The following is a 15,305-nucleotide window of genomic DNA, read 5'->3' as shown; positions in this document are numbered from 1 at the left end:
CACGTAAAGGAACGTGAACCTCCCATGATCGACGAAGCGCTGCTCGAGGCCGAAGAGAAGATGGAGAAGGCGGTCGACCATCTGCGGAACGACATGTCGTCCATCCGCACCGGCCGCGCCAACCCCGCCATGTTCAACAAGATCGCCATCGAGTACTACGGCGCGATGACCCCGATCACGCAGGTCTCGAGCATCAATGCTCCCGAGCCGCGGCTGATCGTCATCAAGCCGTACGAGCCGTCGACGATGAACGACATCGAGACGTCGATCCGCAACTCCGACCTGGGCGTCAACCCGACCAACGACGGCACCGTCATTCGCGTCGCGATCCCGCAGCTCACCGAAGAGCGCCGCAAGCAGCTCGGCAAGCAGGCCCGCGGCAAGGGCGAGGACGCCAAGGTCACCATCCGGAACGTGCGCCGCAAGGCCGTCGACGAGCTCAAGCGGATCCAGAAGGACGGCGACGCGGGCGAGGACGACGTGGTCCGCGCCGAGAAGGACCTCGACAAGACCACGCACACCTACACCGAACTGGTCGACGAGCTGGTCAAGAACAAAGAAGCCGAGCTGCTCGAAGTATGACGAGCACACCGGACGCGGCGCCGACGCCGCCCGAGGCGGGTTCGCGGGCGGGACGCAACCTGCCCGCAGCCATCGGTGTCGGCTGCAGCCTCGGCGCTGTCCTCATCGCCGTGCTGCTGCTGGTCCCGTGGGCGTGGTACATCGTCGTCTCGGTCGCACTGGCGATCGCCACCTGGGAAGTCATCAAACGACTGCGCGACGGCGGGTTCGCCGTCCCGGTGATTCCGTTGCTGGCGGGTGGTCAGGCGATGATCTGGCTGTCGTGGCCGTACGGTCTCGAGGGCACCTTCATCGCCATGGCGGCCACCATCCTGTTGATGATGGTCTGGAAACTGGTGGGGCAGGGCCTGGCGAACGCGCCGGAGAACTACCTTCGGGATCTGTCGGTCGCGATCCTGGTGCTGGCCTGGCTGCCGATGTTGGCCACGTTCGGTGCGGAGATGGTCCGTCACGACTACGGCAACATGCGGGTGTTCACGCTGGTGCTGGTGGTGGTCTGCTCGGACGTCGGCGGCTACGCCGCGGGCGTCCTGTTCGGCAGGCACCCGATGGCGCCTGCCATCAGCCCGAAGAAGTCGTGGGAGGGCCTGGCGGGCTCGGCGCTCGTCGGCACGATCGGCGCCACCGCGTGCGCCTACTGGCTGTTGGACACGCCGAACTGGTGGATCGGCCTGATCCTGGGACCGCTGCTCGTGGTCGTCGCCACCACCGGCGACCTCGTCGAATCGCAGATCAAACGCGACCTCGGCATCAAGGACATGGGAACCCTGCTGCCCGGGCACGGCGGGATCATGGATCGACTCGACTCACTCCTGCCGTCGGCGTTCATCACCTGGATCGTGCTGTCCTGGCTGCTGTGATCGGCTGAGACCGGCACCGTCGCGCTCATGCGAGAATGGAGGGCGTGACCTCTCTGCCTCTCGTGTTCGACGCCCCCAAACGCGGTATGCCGCCCAAGCACTTCGCCGACTTGGACGCGCAGGGCCGCATCGACGCCGTCGCGGAGCTCGGGCTGCCCAAGTTTCGGGCGAATCAGCTGGCCAAGCAGTACTTCGGGCGGCTCACCGCCGACGTCGCGGAGATGACCGACCTTCCCGCGGGCAAGCGCGACGAAGTCGGGGAGAAGCTGTTCCCGACGTTGATGACGCCGGTCCGGCACATCTCGTGCGATGACGACAGCACCCGCAAGACCCTCTGGCGGCTGCACGACGGAACCCTGCTCGAATCGGTTCTGATGCGGTATCCGGAGCGCAATACGCTGTGTATTTCCTCACAGGCGGGCTGCGGTATGGCGTGCCCGTTCTGCGCCACCGGTCAGGGCGGCCTCGACCGCAATCTCTCGACCGGCGAGATCGTGGACCAGGTGCGCGCGGCCGCGCGGGCGCTGCGCGACGGCGAGGTCGGCGAACCCGGACGGCTCTCGAACATCGTCTTCATGGGTATGGGGGAGCCGCTGGCCAACTACAAGCGGGTGGTCGACGCCGTCCGCAAGATCACCTCGCCGGCGCCCGACGGATTCGGCATCTCGGCGCGGTCGGTGACCGTCTCGACGGTCGGACTGGCGCCGGCGATCCGGCGGCTCGCCGATGAAGGATTGTCGGTGACGCTGGCGGTGTCGCTGCACACGCCCGACGACGAACTCCGCGACACGCTGGTGCCGGTCAACAACCGCTGGTCGGTCAGCGAGGTCCTGGACGCCGCGCGCTACTACGCGGATGCGACGGGCCGTCGCGTCTCGATCGAGTACGCCCTCATCCGCGATGTGAACGATCAGCCGTGGCGTGCCGATCTGCTCGGCAAGAAGTTGCGTGCCGCGCTGGGTTCGCTGGTGCACGTCAATCTGATTCCGCTGAACCCGACGCCGGGCTCGGAATGGGACGCCAGCCCCAAGCCGGTCGAGGCCGAGTTCGTTCGACGGGTCCGCGAGCACGGCGTGTCGTGCACCGTCCGGGACACCCGCGGGCAGGAGATCGCGGCGGCCTGCGGTCAGCTCGCCGCCGAGGAGAAATAACGCTGCCGAGCAGGGCTGGACAGCGACGAAGACCCGGAACGACGAAGACCCGGACGCACAGCGTCCGGGTCTTCGTCGTCAGTCGGTGACTGCGCGGTCGGTCTGCAGCGCGCTGATCAGCGCTTCCAGGCGCCCTTGCGCGGAATCATCGAGTACACCGTGTAGCCGATCATGGCGACGGCGATGATGACGAGGTAGATGTCCTCGACGTGGCCGACGTGGTTGCCCTTGAGCATGCCGAGGAGGATGAGTCCGACGATCAACGCCGCGGCGGCGATGGACTTGCGTCCCACACCGTGCCAGCCGAAACGTGCCGACGGTGCGTCGGCGGGCTCGCGCACCCATCCGGTATCGATGGTTGCGACCTCAGTGCTTGCCACGTTCACTCCTTATGACGACCGGTAGTAGTCCGGCCTACAGCATAACCCGAGCGACGTGCGCGACAATGTGGGGTGTGACGACGCGTGTGTTGATTCTGGGATCCACGGGATCCATCGGTACCCAGGCGCTGGAAGTGGTGGCCGAACACCCGGATCTGTTCCAGGTGGTGGGGCTGGGCGCCGGTGGCGGCAACCTCGATCTGCTGGAGAAACAGGTGGCCGCGACGGGCCTCTCGCCGAGCGGCGTGGCGGTCGCCGACGCCGCTGCCGCGGCGACGCTGGGCGATCGGCTCGGTGGCCGCGTGCTCGGTGGCGCCGACGCGATGGTCGATCTCATCGATGCGGTCGAGGCCGACGTCGTCCTGAACGGCGTGGTCGGCTCCATCGGGCTGGGTCCCAGTCTGGCGGCGCTGACGTCCGGTGCGCGGCTCGCGCTGGCGAACAAGGAGTCCCTGGTGGCCGGTGGTGCACTGGTGCTCGACGCGGCCGCTCCCGGTCAGATCGTGCCCGTCGACTCCGAGCACTCCGCCATCGCGCAGTGCCTGCGCGGCGGCACCGCCGACGAGGTGGACCGGTTGGTGCTGACCGCGTCGGGCGGACCGTTCCGCGGCTGGACCGCCGAGCAGGTGCGCGATGTGACGCCGGAGCAGGCCGGCAAGCACCCCACCTGGTCGATGGGGCCGATGATCACGTTGAACTCGGCGACGCTCGTGAACAAGGCCCTCGAGGTGATCGAAGCGCACCTGCTCTTCGACGTGCCCTACGACCGCATCGACGTGACCGTGCACCCGCAGTCGATCGTCCACTCCATGGTGACGTTCGTCGACGGCGCGACCATCGCGAAGGCGTCACCGCCGTCGATGAAGCTGCCCATCGCGCTCGCGATGGGGTGGCCGCACCGCGTTCCGGGATCGTCGGCGGCGTGCGACTGGACGACGGCGTCGAGTTGGACGTTCGAGCCGGTCGACAACGAGGTCTTCCCGGCGATCGACCTCGCGCGAGCGGCGGGAACCCGCGGCGGCAGCCTGACCGCCGTGTTCAACGCGGCCAACGAGGTGGCCGCCGACGGCTTCTTCGCCGGGGCCATCACCTTCCCGCGCATCGTCGGCGTGATCGCCGATGTGCTCAGCGACGCAGATCAGTGGTCGCACCGGCCGGGTACGCTCGATGAGGTGTTGGAGGCGGATCGGTGGGCGCGACGGCGCGCCGCCGAATTGGTCTCCTCCGTGTCGTAGACCGCACAGCCCCGAACCGGGTGCGCCGTGGGATGGAGAGTCGTTTCGTGAGTCTGGTGCTCGGCGTCGTGCTGTTCGCGCTCGCCCTGCTGGTGTCCATCGCATGGCACGAGCTCGGTCACATGTGGGCCGCGCAGGCCACCGGCATGAAGGTGCGCCGGTACTTCGTCGGCTTCGGCCCCACTGTGTGGTCCACCCGACGCGGTGAGACCGAGTACGGAGTCAAAGCGCTCCCGCTCGGCGGGTTCTGCGACATCGCGGGCATGACCCCGCACGAGGAGCTCACCGATGACGAGCGCCGTCGTGCCATGTACGCCCAGCCGACGTGGAAACGCCTGGTGGTGCTGTTCGCGGGACCGATGCAGAACTTCGTCCTCGGTTTCGTGCTGATCGTGGTCTTGGCGCTGGGCTGGGGTCTGCCGATCCTGGGCGACAAGCCCGTGTACGCCAGTTCCACCGAGTGCATCGCGCCGTCGACCGACGCGCAGGGCAGGCTCACCGAGTGCTCGGGCCCAGCGCCCGCCGCGGCCGCGGGAGTCGAGACCGGCGATCAGATCGTGGCGGTGGACGGGCACGACGTCACTGATTCGGCCGACCTCGTCCAGCACGTTCAGGCCTCCACCGGCAGTGTGGTGCTCACTGTGGACCGCGACGGCGACCGTCTGGACTTGACGGTTCCGGTGACCCAGGTCCAGCGGATGGTTCAACGCGACGGCGAGGCCCCGACGTCGGCCGAGGTCGGCGCCATCGGCGTCGGTCTGCAGACCGAGTACACCCGTCAGTACGACGCGCTGTCGGTGTGGGGCGGCGCGGTCGGCTTCAGCGGCGACCTCGTGAAGGAGACGTTCAAGGCGCTCGTGTCCCTGCCGTCGAAGGTCGCCGGACTCTGGCATGCGGTGACCGGTGGTGAGCGAGCGGTCGACAGTCCGGTCAGCGTCGTGGGCGCCTCGGTGCTCGGCGGCGAAGCGGTGGAGCGCGGCTACTGGGACATGTTCTTCGGACTGCTGTTGAGCGTGAACTTCTTCCTCGGCGCGTTCAACCTGGTGCCGCTGCTGCCGCTCGACGGCGGTCACATGGCGATCGCCCTGTTCGAGAAGGTGCGCAACACCATCCGGCGGTGGCGCGGGAAGATCGCCGCCGGCCCGGTCGACTACTACAAACTGCTGCCGATCACATACGCGGTGGTGATCGTCATGGGCGGCTTCATGCTGCTGACGTTGACGGCCGACATCGTGAATCCGATCAAGGTGTTCTGACGTGGCAGGCGCCACCCCCGCGCAGGCCGCGCGTGTCCGATGACCGGCCGCTCAAGTCGGTAGACTCAAGGCTGCGACGTTGCGCGACGACGCCGGTCACGAGGTCTCAGCCTGCCTCCTGCGGCTCGCGCAGCACGGTCCACTGATCTGCTAGGAGAGTTGCACATGACTGAAATCGGCCTCGGTATCCCGTCGGCCCCGCCGCCGGTGTTGGCGCCGCGCCGCAAGACGAGGCAGATCATGGTCGGCAATGTGGGAGTCGGCAGCGACCACCCGATCTCGGTCCAGTCCATGTGCACCACCAAGACCCACGACATCAACGCGACGCTGCAGCAGATCGCTCAGCTCACCGCATCCGGCTGCGACATCGTACGAGTGGCCTGCCCGCGGCAGGAAGATGCCGACGCGCTCTCGGCGATCGCGAAGAAGTCGCAGATCCCGGTGATCGCCGACATCCACTTCCAGCCGAAGTACATCTTCGCCGCGATCGACGCGGGCTGCGCCGCCGTGCGCGTGAACCCGGGCAACATCAAGGAGTTCGACGGCCGCGTGAAAGAGGTGGCCAAGGCCGCAGGCGCGGCGGGGATCCCGATTCGCATCGGTGTCAACGCCGGCTCGCTCGACAAGCGTCTGATGGACAAGTACGGCAAGGCCACCCCGGAGGCGCTCGTCGAATCGGCGCTGTGGGAGGCGAGCCTGTTCGAGGAGCACGGGTTCGGCGACATCAAGATCTCGGTGAAGCACAACGATCCCGTGGTCATGGTGGAGGCGTATCGACAGCTCGCCGCGCAGTGCGACTACCCGCTGCACCTCGGCGTCACCGAGGCGGGTCCGGCGTTCCAGGGCACCATCAAGTCCGCCGTGGCGTTCGGATCGCTGCTGGCCGACGGCATCGGCGACACCATTCGTGTCTCGCTGTCCGCGCCGCCCGCCGAAGAGATCAAGGTCGGCGACGCGATCCTGCAGTCGCTGAATCTGCGGCCACGCAAACTCGAGATCGTGTCGTGCCCGTCGTGCGGGCGCGCCCAGGTGGACGTCTACAAACTCGCCGACGAGGTCTCGGCGGGCCTCGAGGGGATGGAGATCCCGCTGCGCGTGGCTGTCATGGGCTGCGTCGTCAACGGCCCGGGCGAGGCGCGCGATGCCGACCTGGGCGTCGCATCGGGCAACGGCAAGGGCCAGATCTTCGTCAAGGGCGAGGTCATCAAGACCGTTCCCGAAGCACAGATCGTCGAGACTCTGATCACCGAAGCGCTGCGTATCGCAGAGGAGTCGGGAGACACTGGAGGTGGAGCCCCGGTCGTTTCCGTGGGCTGATGTAGGCAGGAGGTGGGTCTGTGCTCGGGATCCTCGGTGACCGTCCGCTCGGTGCGAAAGACGCTGACGCGGTGAGTCAAGCCCTGGACCTGGACCCGGTCGCGTCGTGCATGGTGGCGGCGCGGGTCGAGGCCTATGGTCTGTCGCCTCGCTTCCTCGGAGGCGAACTGTGGACGGCGTCGCAACCGTCGTCGTCGCTGGCGTTCTCGGGTGCCAACCTGATGCCGCTCATCGGGGGTGCGACCGATCTCGAGGTCTTCGCCGAGCGCGCGCTCAGCATGCCTCGGATCTGCTCGTCCGTCGTCGGTGCCGCAGATCTGGTCCTGCCGCTGTGGGAGCGGCTGGGGACGTCGTGGGGCACGGCGCGCGAGGTCCGCGACGATCAGCCGCTGCTGTCGTTGACCGGCTATCCGGAGATCGCGCCCGACCCGAAGGTCGGTCTGGTGACGATGTCCGACCTGGACGCCTACTTCCCGGCCGCGGTCGAGATGTTCATCGGCGAGGTGGGCGTCGATCCGTGTGTGGGGGACGAAGGGCGGTCGTATCGGCGCAGGCTCGCCGCACTGATCTCCGCTCGCCGCGTCTTCGCCCGGTTCGAGGACGGCCGGGTGGTCTTCAAAGCCGAGATCGGCTCCATGTCGCGCAAGGTGGGACAGATCCAAGGCGTCTGGGTGGACCCGGAGTGGCGTGGCCGTGGCCTCGGCGCCACCGGCACCGCGGCCGTCGCCGCGGCGATCGCCCGGCAGGGGCGTATCGCGACTCTGTATGTGAACGCGTTCAACGGACCTGCACGGGAGACGTACCGCCGCGTCGGGTTCGGTCAGGTCGGCACGTTCGCGACGGTGCTGGTGGACTGACGGACGGTCGACTGACACAGGTCTGCTGAGCGCCGCGCGCCGTCGTCGTGGCGGGGTGTCCCACCGCTTATGATGGCTCCGATGCCGTCCCGTGACCGAACCCGCCGTATCAGGCTGCTGCTGCCGTGTCTGCTCGTCGTGATGGCGCTTGTCGGTTCGGTGACGGCGTGCGGCAGTGAGAACGACGGGCCGCGGTCGACGGCCGAGGATTTCTTCGCCGCCTTCGCGGCGACAGACTTCGCCGGTGCGGCGCGACTGACGACCGATCCGGCGCGCGCGGAGGCGCAACTGCGGCAGACCTGGGACTCGCTGACCCCGACGTCGATGACGGCGTCGCCCGGGCGCGTCGACATCAACGGCGACGTGGCCCAGGTGCCGGTCTCCTACACCTGGGACTTCGGGCACGACCGCCGGTGGAAATACACGTCCACGGTCGCGCTCGGGCGCAGCGACACCGGGTGGTCGGTCCGCTGGAAGTCTGCCGACATTCATCCGAAACTTGGTGCCGATCAACGTCTTTCGCGATCGCAGACCGACCCGCCGCGAGCCGCGGTCAACGAGTCGGACGGTTCGGAGGTAATGGTCGACGGGACCGTCGTCGCCGTCTCGTTCGACGCTGCCGCGGCCGCCGAGAAGAACGCGGTCAGCGATTCCGTGCATCGGATGGTCGCGGTCCTGTCGCCGCTGATCCCGGGCTTGAACGCTCAGGCGATCGCGGAGAAGGCGACGGCGCAGAGCGACCCGTTGCCGATTGGCCGGATCCCGCAGGAGCAGTTCGACCGCCTGCGCGACCAACTCGCACTGCCCGGCGTGGTGGCGGCCGAACAGGCGGTGCTGACCCCACGCGATCCGAACTTCGCTCCGGCCGTGCTCACCAGTGTCCGCAACACCGTCGAGGGCGAGCTCACCGGATCCAGCGGGTGGCGCATCACGGTGCAGAACCCGAACGGGATGGTCGCCGACGTCCTGCACGACGAGTCAGGAAAGCCCGCGCCCGCCGTGCAACTGACGCTCTCGCGCATGGTGCAGAACGCCGCACAGCGTGCGGTCGACGCGGTGGCGGGTAAGCAGGCGATGCTGGTCGCGATCCAGGCGTCTACCGGAAAGATTCTGGCGATTGCCCAGAATCGCGATGCGGACCGGTCAGGACTCATCGCCACGTCGGGCCTCTATCCTCCCGGCTCGACGTTCAAGATGGTCACCTCAGCGGCGGCGTTCCATGACAAGTTGTCCGCGCCGCAGGACATCGTGCCGTGTCCGGGGGAGATCCAGATCGGCGATCGACTCATTCCCAACTACGACGGCTTCTCGCTCGGCTCGGTCCCGCTGCGGACCGCGTTCGCCCAGTCGTGCAACACCACGTTCGCGCACTTGGCCAGCAGGATGGGCTCCACCGCGCTGACACACGCGGCTGCGGCGATGGGGCTCGGGCAGGAGTACCGGGTGGCCGGACTGTCGGTGAAGTCGGGCTCGGTGCCGGTGGAGCCGGAACTCGTGATGCGCAGTGTGGACGGATTCGGGCAGGGTGAGGTGCTCGCGAGCCCGCTGGGAATGGCGCTCGTCGCCGCTGCTGCGGCCAGCGGAAGAGCGCAGGTGCCGTCGTTGATCGGCGGACGGGAGACCGGGGTCGTCGGACCGACGGCGGCGTTGGACGACGAGGTATACCGACAGTTGCGACCGATGATGCGGGCCGTCGTGACGGAGGGCACCGCGACGCCGCTCGCCGGGGTGGGCGAGGTGTATGGAAAAACGGGTGAAGCCGAGGTGGCCGGTGGGTCGCACGCCTGGTTCGCAGGCTATCGCGGCGACATCGCCTTCGCGACACTGATCGTGCTCGGCGGCGATTCGACGAACTCGGTCCTGGTCACCCGCGACTTCCTCACCATGATCCCGGGCGACTATCGACCCTGACGTCCACCGAAGACAGGACGAATGGTGTTCGATATGTCATTCTTTGGGGACTTACGTCAGGAAAGGCGGCCTCGTCATGAGCGGACCGAATCCCACTCCTCCGCAGGATCCCAGCCAGTACCCGCAGTACGGCGCACCCCAGCCGGGTCAACCCCAGCCGGGTCAATCTCAGCCGGGGCAACCTCAGCCCGGTCAGCCGTACCCGGACCAGGCCCAGCAGGGTCAGTACCAGCAGAGCCAGCCTCAGCCTGATCCGTCCCAGTACGGCCAACCCCAGCAGGGCCAACCCCAGTTCGGTCAATCCCAGTACGGTCAATCCCAGTACGGCCAACCCCAGCAAGGTCAGCCCCAGTACGGTCAGCCCCAGCCCGGGCAGCATCAGCCCGGTCAGCCACCCGTCGGTCAGACGCCGACACCGCAGTACGGCGCGCCCGCCGCGTCGGGGCAGCCCGGCGGGTTCGCACCGTTCGGTCAGCAGCTCTCGGGACTGTCCGCACCGGGCGGCACCGTGTCCCCGAAGCTGGTTCCGTTCCTCTGGGGCACCGTCGGCGCCGCGGTGGTGGTGTTCATCGCCGCCTTCCTGCCCTGGGTCTCGTTCACCGGCGGCTCGGTGTCGGGTACCGGTGACGGCAAGGACGGGTGGTTCACGCTCATCCTCGCGTTGGTCGCCGGAGGGCTGGCGGGCGCGACGGTCTTCTTGGCCGCCCAGCAGCCGATCCTCCCGCGCGTGGCGAGTATCGGAACCCTGGTCGCCGGCGTCCTCATCACCCTCATCGCGATCATCGACATCGCCGACGTGATGAGTTCGAAGAACGATCTGGGCCCCTACGGCGACATCTTCAACATCAAGTTCAGCGTCGGTTTCGGTCTGTGGCTGACACTCCTCGGCGGCATCGCCCTCGTGGTGTTGGGCGTGCTGAACATCATCGCGCAGCGCAAGGGGTCCTAGCGGCCGTCAGCGGGCGGGCGTGATGATGCGCTCGCCCGTGTCGGGGTGGTCCCAGATCAGCACCGGATGGTCGTAGGTCCGGCTCAACAGATCCACCGTCATCACCTCGTCGACGGTGCCGGTCGCGAGGAGCCGCCCGTCCGCCATCACCGCGACACGATCGGCGTACGCCGCGGTCAGCGAGAGGTCGTGCACCACCAGAATCACCGTCGCACCCATAGCAGCGCGTCGTTTCAGAATCGACAGCACCTGCTCGGTGTGCCCGATGTCGAGGGCCGCGGTCGGTTCGTCGAGCAGGAGCACGGGCGAGTCCTGCGCCAGCGCGCGTGCCAGCGACACCCGCGCCTGCTGCCCGCCGGACAATTGCGCGAACGGCCGGTCGACGAGGTCTTCCAACTGGCATTCGACGATAGCGGCGTCGATGATCTCCTCGGACTGTCGTGCCTGCGGGGTGCGCGTCCAGGGGAAGCGCCCCATCTCCACCACCTCCCGGACCGGGAACGGAGTGTCGGTGCGGTTCTGCTGCGTGACCAGGGCCCGGGCGCGGGCGAGCGTCCGCGAGTCGACGTGATGGACGTCGAGCTCGCCGATCCGCACTGAACCCGCATCCGGTGCCCGGACGCCGGCGAGCACCGACAGCAGGGTCGACTTGCCGCAGCCGTTGGGACCGACGAGGGCGAGGATTTCGCCCGGGTGCGCCGTCAGATCGATGTCGTGCAGGATGCGGCGTCGCCCGATACTGGCGTCGACGTGACTGGCCGTCAGTTCGTAACGGTCCATCGCTCACCACCGTCCCGCGGCGTTGCGCTGTCGCAGCAGCAGGAAGAAGACGGGTCCGCCGATCAGCGAGGTGAGCATGCCCAGAGGGAGTTCGCCGCCGGTCAGCGTGCGGGCGCCGAGATCGGCCGCCGCTATCACCAGGGCGCCACCGAGCGCGCTGGCCGGAAGCAGCCAGGCGTGCTTCGGTCCGACGAGCAACCGCATCACGTGGGGGACGATCAGACCGACGAACATCACGATGCCGGTGAAGGCCACACCCGCTGCGGTCAGCATGGCGACCAGGACGATCACCTGGCGGCGGACGGCTTCGACGTTGACTCCCAACGCGGCGGCCTGCACCTCGCCGAGGGCGAGCAGATCCAGTTTGCGCACCAAGACCATGCCGCCGGCGAGGCCCGCGATCGCGAGCGGCGCGACGATCTTGACCTGCGTCCAGGAGACGTTGCCCGCCAACGAGCCCAACTGCCAGAACACGATCTGTTCGCGCGCGGCGGTCGACGCGATGTAGGTCAGGTACGCGATGATCCCGAGGCAGAAGGCGTTCACGGCGATGCCGGTCAGCACCAGCATGATGGTCGACGACGCGCCGTCGCGGATCGAGAGGACGTAGACGCCCGCAGTGGTGATGAGGCCGAACAGCGCGGCCGCGCCTGCGATCGCCCAGCCGTTGGTTCCGGTGCCGCCGATCACGATCATCAGGCAGGCGCCGACCGCGGCGCCCGACGAGACGCCGATGATGCCGGGTTCGGCGAGCGGATTGGCGAGGACGCCCTGGAGCAGACACCCCGCCGTTCCGAGTGCGATGCCGACCAGCAGTCCCAACAGGATTCGGGGGAACCGCGACACCCAGAGCGCGTTCTCGCCCTGGGGGTGCGACGGGAGGGGGCCGATGTCGAGATGCCAGTGGTGCACGATGGAACCGAGGACCTCCAGCGGCGGGATCTGTACCTGGCCCGTCCCCGCGGAGAACACGACCACCACCCCGAGCAGGATCGCCGTCGCGAGCATCACCCACAGCGCGCGGGTGCGGCCTCGCGAAGGCGCCGCGGCGGTCGTTGTCGGTCGATCCGGTGCTGCGGTCTCAGGCATAGATGGCCTTCGCGAGGGCGCCGAGAACCAGTCCGGTGTCGGGGCCGAACATCAGGATCTGGGTCTCGTCCATCTCGACGATCCGACCGTGCCGACCGGCATCGGTGTCGGCGACGGCGGGGAGTCGGAGCACCGCGTCCATCCCGCCCACCGATTCGGCGCCCTGCGTCATCACGAGGATCACCTCCGGATCGGCGCGAATCATCGACTCGGCGCTGACCTGGGTGAACGCCGACGTCAGACCCGCTTTGGTCCCGGCGTCGATGCCGCCGAGGGCCGCGATCAGATCATCGGCGCCCGACCGGGGACCGGCGAGCAGTATCAGGTGCGGTCCACGGATGTAGAGGAAGCCGATCGTCGGATCCTCGGACGGATCGGGCACCAGTGCGCGCGCGTCCGCGATCTGCTTCTCGGTGCGCGCGACCAGCGCCGCGCCGGCATCGGGCACGCCGAGCGCTCGCGCCACATCGGTGATGAGCGCGGAGTTGCCTGCGATCGAGCGTTTGCCGGTGAACACCTCCACCGCGATGCCCGCCGCACGCAACTGCTCGACGGAACCGGGCGGCGTGGCGTCGTCGGTGACCAGAACGATCGACGGATTCTGCGCCAGGACCCGCTCGGGGTTGATCGCGTGTCCGGTCTCGGTCACGTACGGCAGGTCGCCAGCTGAGGGGAACGTCGTCGACCGGTCCCGGCCAACGACGTGCGGGCCCAGCCCGAGGGCGAAGACGATGGAGCCGAGGGTTCCGTTCCGATCCAACGCGATGATGCGATCGGCCCGCGGCCCCGGAGTCGGATCGGTGACGACCGGAACGATGTCCGGGTGCGGCAGCGTCGCGGTGGTCGGGCCCGACCGCAGGGTGGGCTTGGTCGCGGCGGCAGTGCCCGCTCCGGTGTCGATGGGCTCGGTGGTGCAGCCGGTCACGAGGACGACAACCGACGCTAGGGCGGCCCAGACCGCGACGAATCGCCGTGACACGAGCCGCGGGCGGGTGGACGACGCCGCGGATCGGGGGTGAGCCATTACGTTGATTCCACCTTCGTCGCCAGTCGTTCTGTTAGGCACACCTTACTGCTGCGCGGAAGGCGAACGCACATCGGTGCGGCACGAATCACGGTGCGCCGTAGAATCGCCCACATGACAGTTCGTGCCCCACTGGTTCCCGGCGTCGTGTCACCGACGCGTTCCGTCCCCGACTCCATCGAGCGCCCCGAATACGCGTGGAAGGACACCGTCAACGAGGGCAGCGAACCGTGGGTGCAGACACCGGAGACGATCGAGAAGATGCGCGTCGCGAGCAAGATCGCGGCCAATGCGCTCGCCGAGGCCGGCCGCGCCGTCGCACCGGGCGTCACGACCGACGAACTCGACCGGATCGCCCACGAGTACATGATCGACCACGGAGCCTACCCGTCGACGCTCGGCTACAAGGACTTCCCGAAGTCGTGCTGCACGTCGTTGAACGAGGTGATCTGCCACGGGATCCCGGACTCGACGGTGATCCAGGACGGTGACATCGTCAACATCGACGTCACCGCGTACATCGACGGAGTGCACGGCGACACCAACGCCACCTTCCTCGCGGGCGACGTCTCCCAGGAGGCGCGCGATCTGGTGGACCGCACCCGGATCGCGACCGAACGCGCCATCAAGGCGGTGAAGCCCGGTCGGGAGCTCAACGTGATCGGCCGCGTCATCGAGGCGTACGCGAAACGGTTCGGGTACACCGTGGTCCGCGACTTCACCGGCCACGGCATCGGTGAGACATTTCACAACGGGCTGATCGTGCTGCACTACGACCAGCCCAGCGTCGAGACGGTGCTCGAACCCGGCATGGTCTTCACCATCGAGCCGATGATCAACCTCGGTGATCTGCCGTGGGAGATGTGGGACGACGACTGGACCGTCGTCACCGCCGACCGGAAGTGGACGGCGCAGTTCGAGCACACGCTCGTCGTGACCGACACCGGAGCCGAAATCCTCACTCTGCCCGATGCCGTGTGACATATCCTGTCTCGGTGACCACCTCGCGCCTGACGGTAGAACATGACGGACTGATCTTCGACGTCGAGGAGCAGGGCCCTGCCCGCGGCCCGTGGGTGGTGCTGCTGCACGGGTTCCCGGTGAATGCGCAGTGCTTCGACGCCGTGATTCCGCGTGTCCACGAGGCGGGCCTGCGCACGCTCACCATCAACCAGCGGGGCTACAGTCCCGGCGCACGCCCGGACGACGTCGCGGACTACCGGCTCGAGAAACTGGTGTCCGACGTCATCGGCATCCTCGATCACCTGAACATCTCGTATTCCATGATCGTCGGCCACGACTGGGGCGGCATCGTCGCCTGGCAGCTCGCGGCCAAGCATCCGGACCGGTTCACCGGACTCGTCGCAGTGAGCACCGGGCATCCGTCGGCGATGCGGGACGCGCTGGAGGACGGATCGGACCAGCGCGAACGGTCGGCGTACATCAAGAGCTTCATCGCGCCCGACGCCGAGGAGAAGCTCTCCGGCCGCGACGGGATCCTGCTCCGCCGGGCCGGCGTCACGGCCGACGAACTGCGGCCGATCCTGGAGCCGGGGGCTATGACCGGGCCGCTGAACTGGTATCGCGCCAACTTCACCGGCAACATCGCCGAGACCCTCGCATGCCCGCCGGTCGAGATCCCGACGACCATGCTGTGGAGCGACGCCGACTCCGCGCTCGGCCGTGAACAGGCCGAGTTCAGCGGTCGGTACGTGTACTCGGACTTCCGGTTCTCGGTCCTCGAAGGCGTCGACCACTGGATTCCGGAGAACGCCCCCGCAGCGCTCGCGACCGAGATCTCGCTGCGGTCGTCGCGGTTTTAGGCGAGTGCCGGCGTCTGTTGCGGCGATCTCGATACACCACTTGCTCGCTGCGCTCGCAGGTGGCACTCGATCAGCGTGGGAGGCGGGCTCG

15 protein-coding genes are annotated in these 15,305 nt (G+C 67.9%); 11 read left to right on the top strand and 4 right to left on the bottom strand.

What is annotated here, in order from left to right:
* Positions 1-24: 24 nt before the first annotated feature.
* Genes frr through rlmN form a run of 3 tightly spaced genes read left to right on the top strand, consistent with a single transcriptional unit; the run spans position 25 to position 2,593 of the window.
* The gene (gene frr / locus GH2_RS12310) at positions 25-582 is read left to right on the top strand and encodes a ribosome recycling factor (RefSeq protein WP_066168061.1); all 558 of its coding nucleotides are present in this window, start codon (positions 25-27) and stop codon (positions 580-582) included.
* Positions 579-1,442, top strand: coding sequence for a phosphatidate cytidylyltransferase (locus GH2_RS12305; RefSeq protein WP_066168058.1), 864 nt, complete (start codon positions 579-581; stop codon positions 1,440-1,442). The genes frr and GH2_RS12305 overlap by 4 nt, the downstream gene beginning before the upstream one ends.
* Before the next feature lie 44 nt (positions 1,443-1,486).
* Entirely contained in the window at positions 1,487-2,593 is a 1,107-nt protein-coding gene (gene rlmN, locus GH2_RS12300) for a dual-specificity RNA methyltransferase RlmN (RefSeq protein ID WP_066168459.1), read from the top strand.
* Positions 2,594-2,709: 116 nt separating this feature from the next.
* Here rlmN and GH2_RS12295 read toward each other — a convergent pair whose 3' ends face one another.
* Positions 2,710-2,973 carry a DUF2631 domain-containing protein gene (locus tag GH2_RS12295; RefSeq protein WP_066168456.1) on the bottom strand — a complete coding sequence of 88 codons (264 nt, stop codon included), beginning with the start codon at positions 2,971-2,973 and terminating at the stop codon, positions 2,710-2,712.
* A 65-nt stretch (positions 2,974-3,038) separates the two neighbouring features.
* On the opposite strand from GH2_RS12295, the gene dxr reads away from it, so the two are divergent.
* The 6 genes from dxr to GH2_RS21630 all read left to right on the top strand — a co-directional run bounded on the left by dxr (position 3,039) and on the right by GH2_RS21630 (position 10,498).
* The gene (gene dxr, locus GH2_RS12290; RefSeq protein ID WP_066168055.1) at positions 3,039-4,208 is read left to right on the top strand and encodes a 1-deoxy-D-xylulose-5-phosphate reductoisomerase; all 1,170 of its coding nucleotides are present in this window, start codon (positions 3,039-3,041) and stop codon (positions 4,206-4,208) included.
* A gap of 47 nt (positions 4,209-4,255) precedes the next feature.
* Positions 4,256-5,464 (top strand): M50 family metallopeptidase, encoded by a 1,209-nt coding sequence (locus GH2_RS12285; RefSeq protein ID WP_066168453.1) that lies wholly within the window; start codon positions 4,256-4,258, stop codon positions 5,462-5,464.
* 165 nt (positions 5,465-5,629) lie between these two features.
* Positions 5,630-6,781: a flavodoxin-dependent (E)-4-hydroxy-3-methylbut-2-enyl-diphosphate synthase gene (ispG, locus tag GH2_RS12280; RefSeq protein WP_066168053.1), complete on the top strand. Its 1,152-nt coding sequence runs from the start codon at positions 5,630-5,632 to the stop codon at positions 6,779-6,781.
* Positions 6,782-6,801: 20 nt separating this feature from the next.
* Entirely contained in the window at positions 6,802-7,638 is an 837-nt protein-coding gene (locus GH2_RS12275; protein ID WP_066168049.1) for a GNAT family N-acetyltransferase, read from the top strand.
* Positions 7,639-7,719: 81 nt separating this feature from the next.
* Positions 7,720-9,549 carry a penicillin-binding transpeptidase domain-containing protein gene (locus GH2_RS12270; RefSeq protein WP_084247460.1) on the top strand — a complete coding sequence of 610 codons (1,830 nt, stop codon included), beginning with the start codon at positions 7,720-7,722 and terminating at the stop codon, positions 9,547-9,549.
* Positions 9,550-9,625: 76 nt separating this feature from the next.
* Positions 9,626-10,498, top strand: coding sequence for a hypothetical protein (locus tag GH2_RS21630; protein ID WP_157086077.1), 873 nt, complete (start codon positions 9,626-9,628; stop codon positions 10,496-10,498).
* Positions 10,499-10,504: 6 nt separating this feature from the next.
* Here the strand turns inward: GH2_RS21630 and GH2_RS12255 are convergent, their stop codons facing one another.
* The 3 genes from GH2_RS12255 to GH2_RS12245 are packed head-to-tail and all read right to left on the bottom strand — an operon-like array spanning position 10,505 to position 13,391.
* A complete protein-coding gene (locus GH2_RS12255) occupies positions 10,505-11,278 on the bottom strand; it encodes a heme ABC transporter ATP-binding protein (RefSeq protein ID WP_066168040.1) in 774 nt (257 codons plus the stop codon).
* A gap of 3 nt (positions 11,279-11,281) precedes the next feature.
* On the bottom strand, positions 11,282-12,367 hold the full coding sequence (locus GH2_RS12250) for a FecCD family ABC transporter permease (RefSeq protein ID WP_066168038.1): 1,086 nt from the start codon (positions 12,365-12,367) through the stop codon (positions 11,282-11,284).
* Positions 12,360-13,391 (bottom strand): heme/hemin ABC transporter substrate-binding protein, encoded by a 1,032-nt coding sequence (locus tag GH2_RS12245; RefSeq protein WP_066168035.1) that lies wholly within the window; start codon positions 13,389-13,391, stop codon positions 12,360-12,362. Before GH2_RS12245 ends, GH2_RS12250 begins: the two co-directional genes overlap by 8 nt.
* A gap of 114 nt (positions 13,392-13,505) precedes the next feature.
* On the opposite strand from GH2_RS12245, the gene map reads away from it, so the two are divergent.
* Both map and GH2_RS12235 read left to right on the top strand, forming a co-directional pair.
* Positions 13,506-14,372, top strand: coding sequence for a type I methionyl aminopeptidase (gene map, locus GH2_RS12240; protein ID WP_066168031.1), 867 nt, complete (start codon positions 13,506-13,508; stop codon positions 14,370-14,372).
* 14 nt (positions 14,373-14,386) lie between these two features.
* Positions 14,387-15,214 (top strand): alpha/beta fold hydrolase, encoded by an 828-nt coding sequence (locus GH2_RS12235; RefSeq protein WP_372434530.1) that lies wholly within the window; start codon positions 14,387-14,389, stop codon positions 15,212-15,214.
* The last annotated feature ends 91 nt before the right edge of the window (positions 15,215-15,305 follow it).

Origin of the sequence: Gordonia hydrophobica NBRC 16057 (assembly GCF_001592365.1) — a bacterium.
GTDB classification, from domain to species: Bacteria; Actinomycetota; Actinomycetes; order Mycobacteriales; family Mycobacteriaceae; genus Gordonia; species Gordonia hydrophobica.
The sequence above is the reverse complement of the archived record's forward strand: the minus strand, read 5'-3'. Positions and strand labels throughout refer to the sequence as shown.

Coding starts and splice junctions, on each gene's coding strand:
- frr (WP_066168061.1), top strand. CDS start 25: ATGATCGACGAAGCGCTGCTCGAGGCCGAAGAGAAGATGGAGAAGGCG.
- GH2_RS12305 (WP_066168058.1), top strand. CDS start 579: ATGACGAGCACACCGGACGCGGCGCCGACGCCGCCCGAGGCGGGTTCG.
- dxr (WP_066168055.1), top strand. CDS start 3,039: ATGTGGGGTGTGACGACGCGTGTGTTGATTCTGGGATCCACGGGATCC.
- ispG (WP_066168053.1), top strand. CDS start 5,630: ATGACTGAAATCGGCCTCGGTATCCCGTCGGCCCCGCCGCCGGTGTTG.
- GH2_RS12270 (WP_084247460.1), top strand. CDS start 7,720: ATGCCGTCCCGTGACCGAACCCGCCGTATCAGGCTGCTGCTGCCGTGT.
- GH2_RS21630 (WP_157086077.1), top strand. CDS start 9,626: ATGAGCGGACCGAATCCCACTCCTCCGCAGGATCCCAGCCAGTACCCG.
- GH2_RS12255 (WP_066168040.1), bottom strand. CDS start 11,278: ATGGACCGTTACGAACTGACGGCCAGTCACGTCGACGCCAGTATCGGG.
- GH2_RS12250 (WP_066168038.1), bottom strand. CDS start 12,367: ATGCCTGAGACCGCAGCACCGGATCGACCGACAACGACCGCCGCGGCG.
- GH2_RS12245 (WP_066168035.1), bottom strand. CDS start 13,391: ATGGCTCACCCCCGATCCGCGGCGTCGTCCACCCGCCCGCGGCTCGTG.
- map (WP_066168031.1), top strand. CDS start 13,506: ATGACAGTTCGTGCCCCACTGGTTCCCGGCGTCGTGTCACCGACGCGT.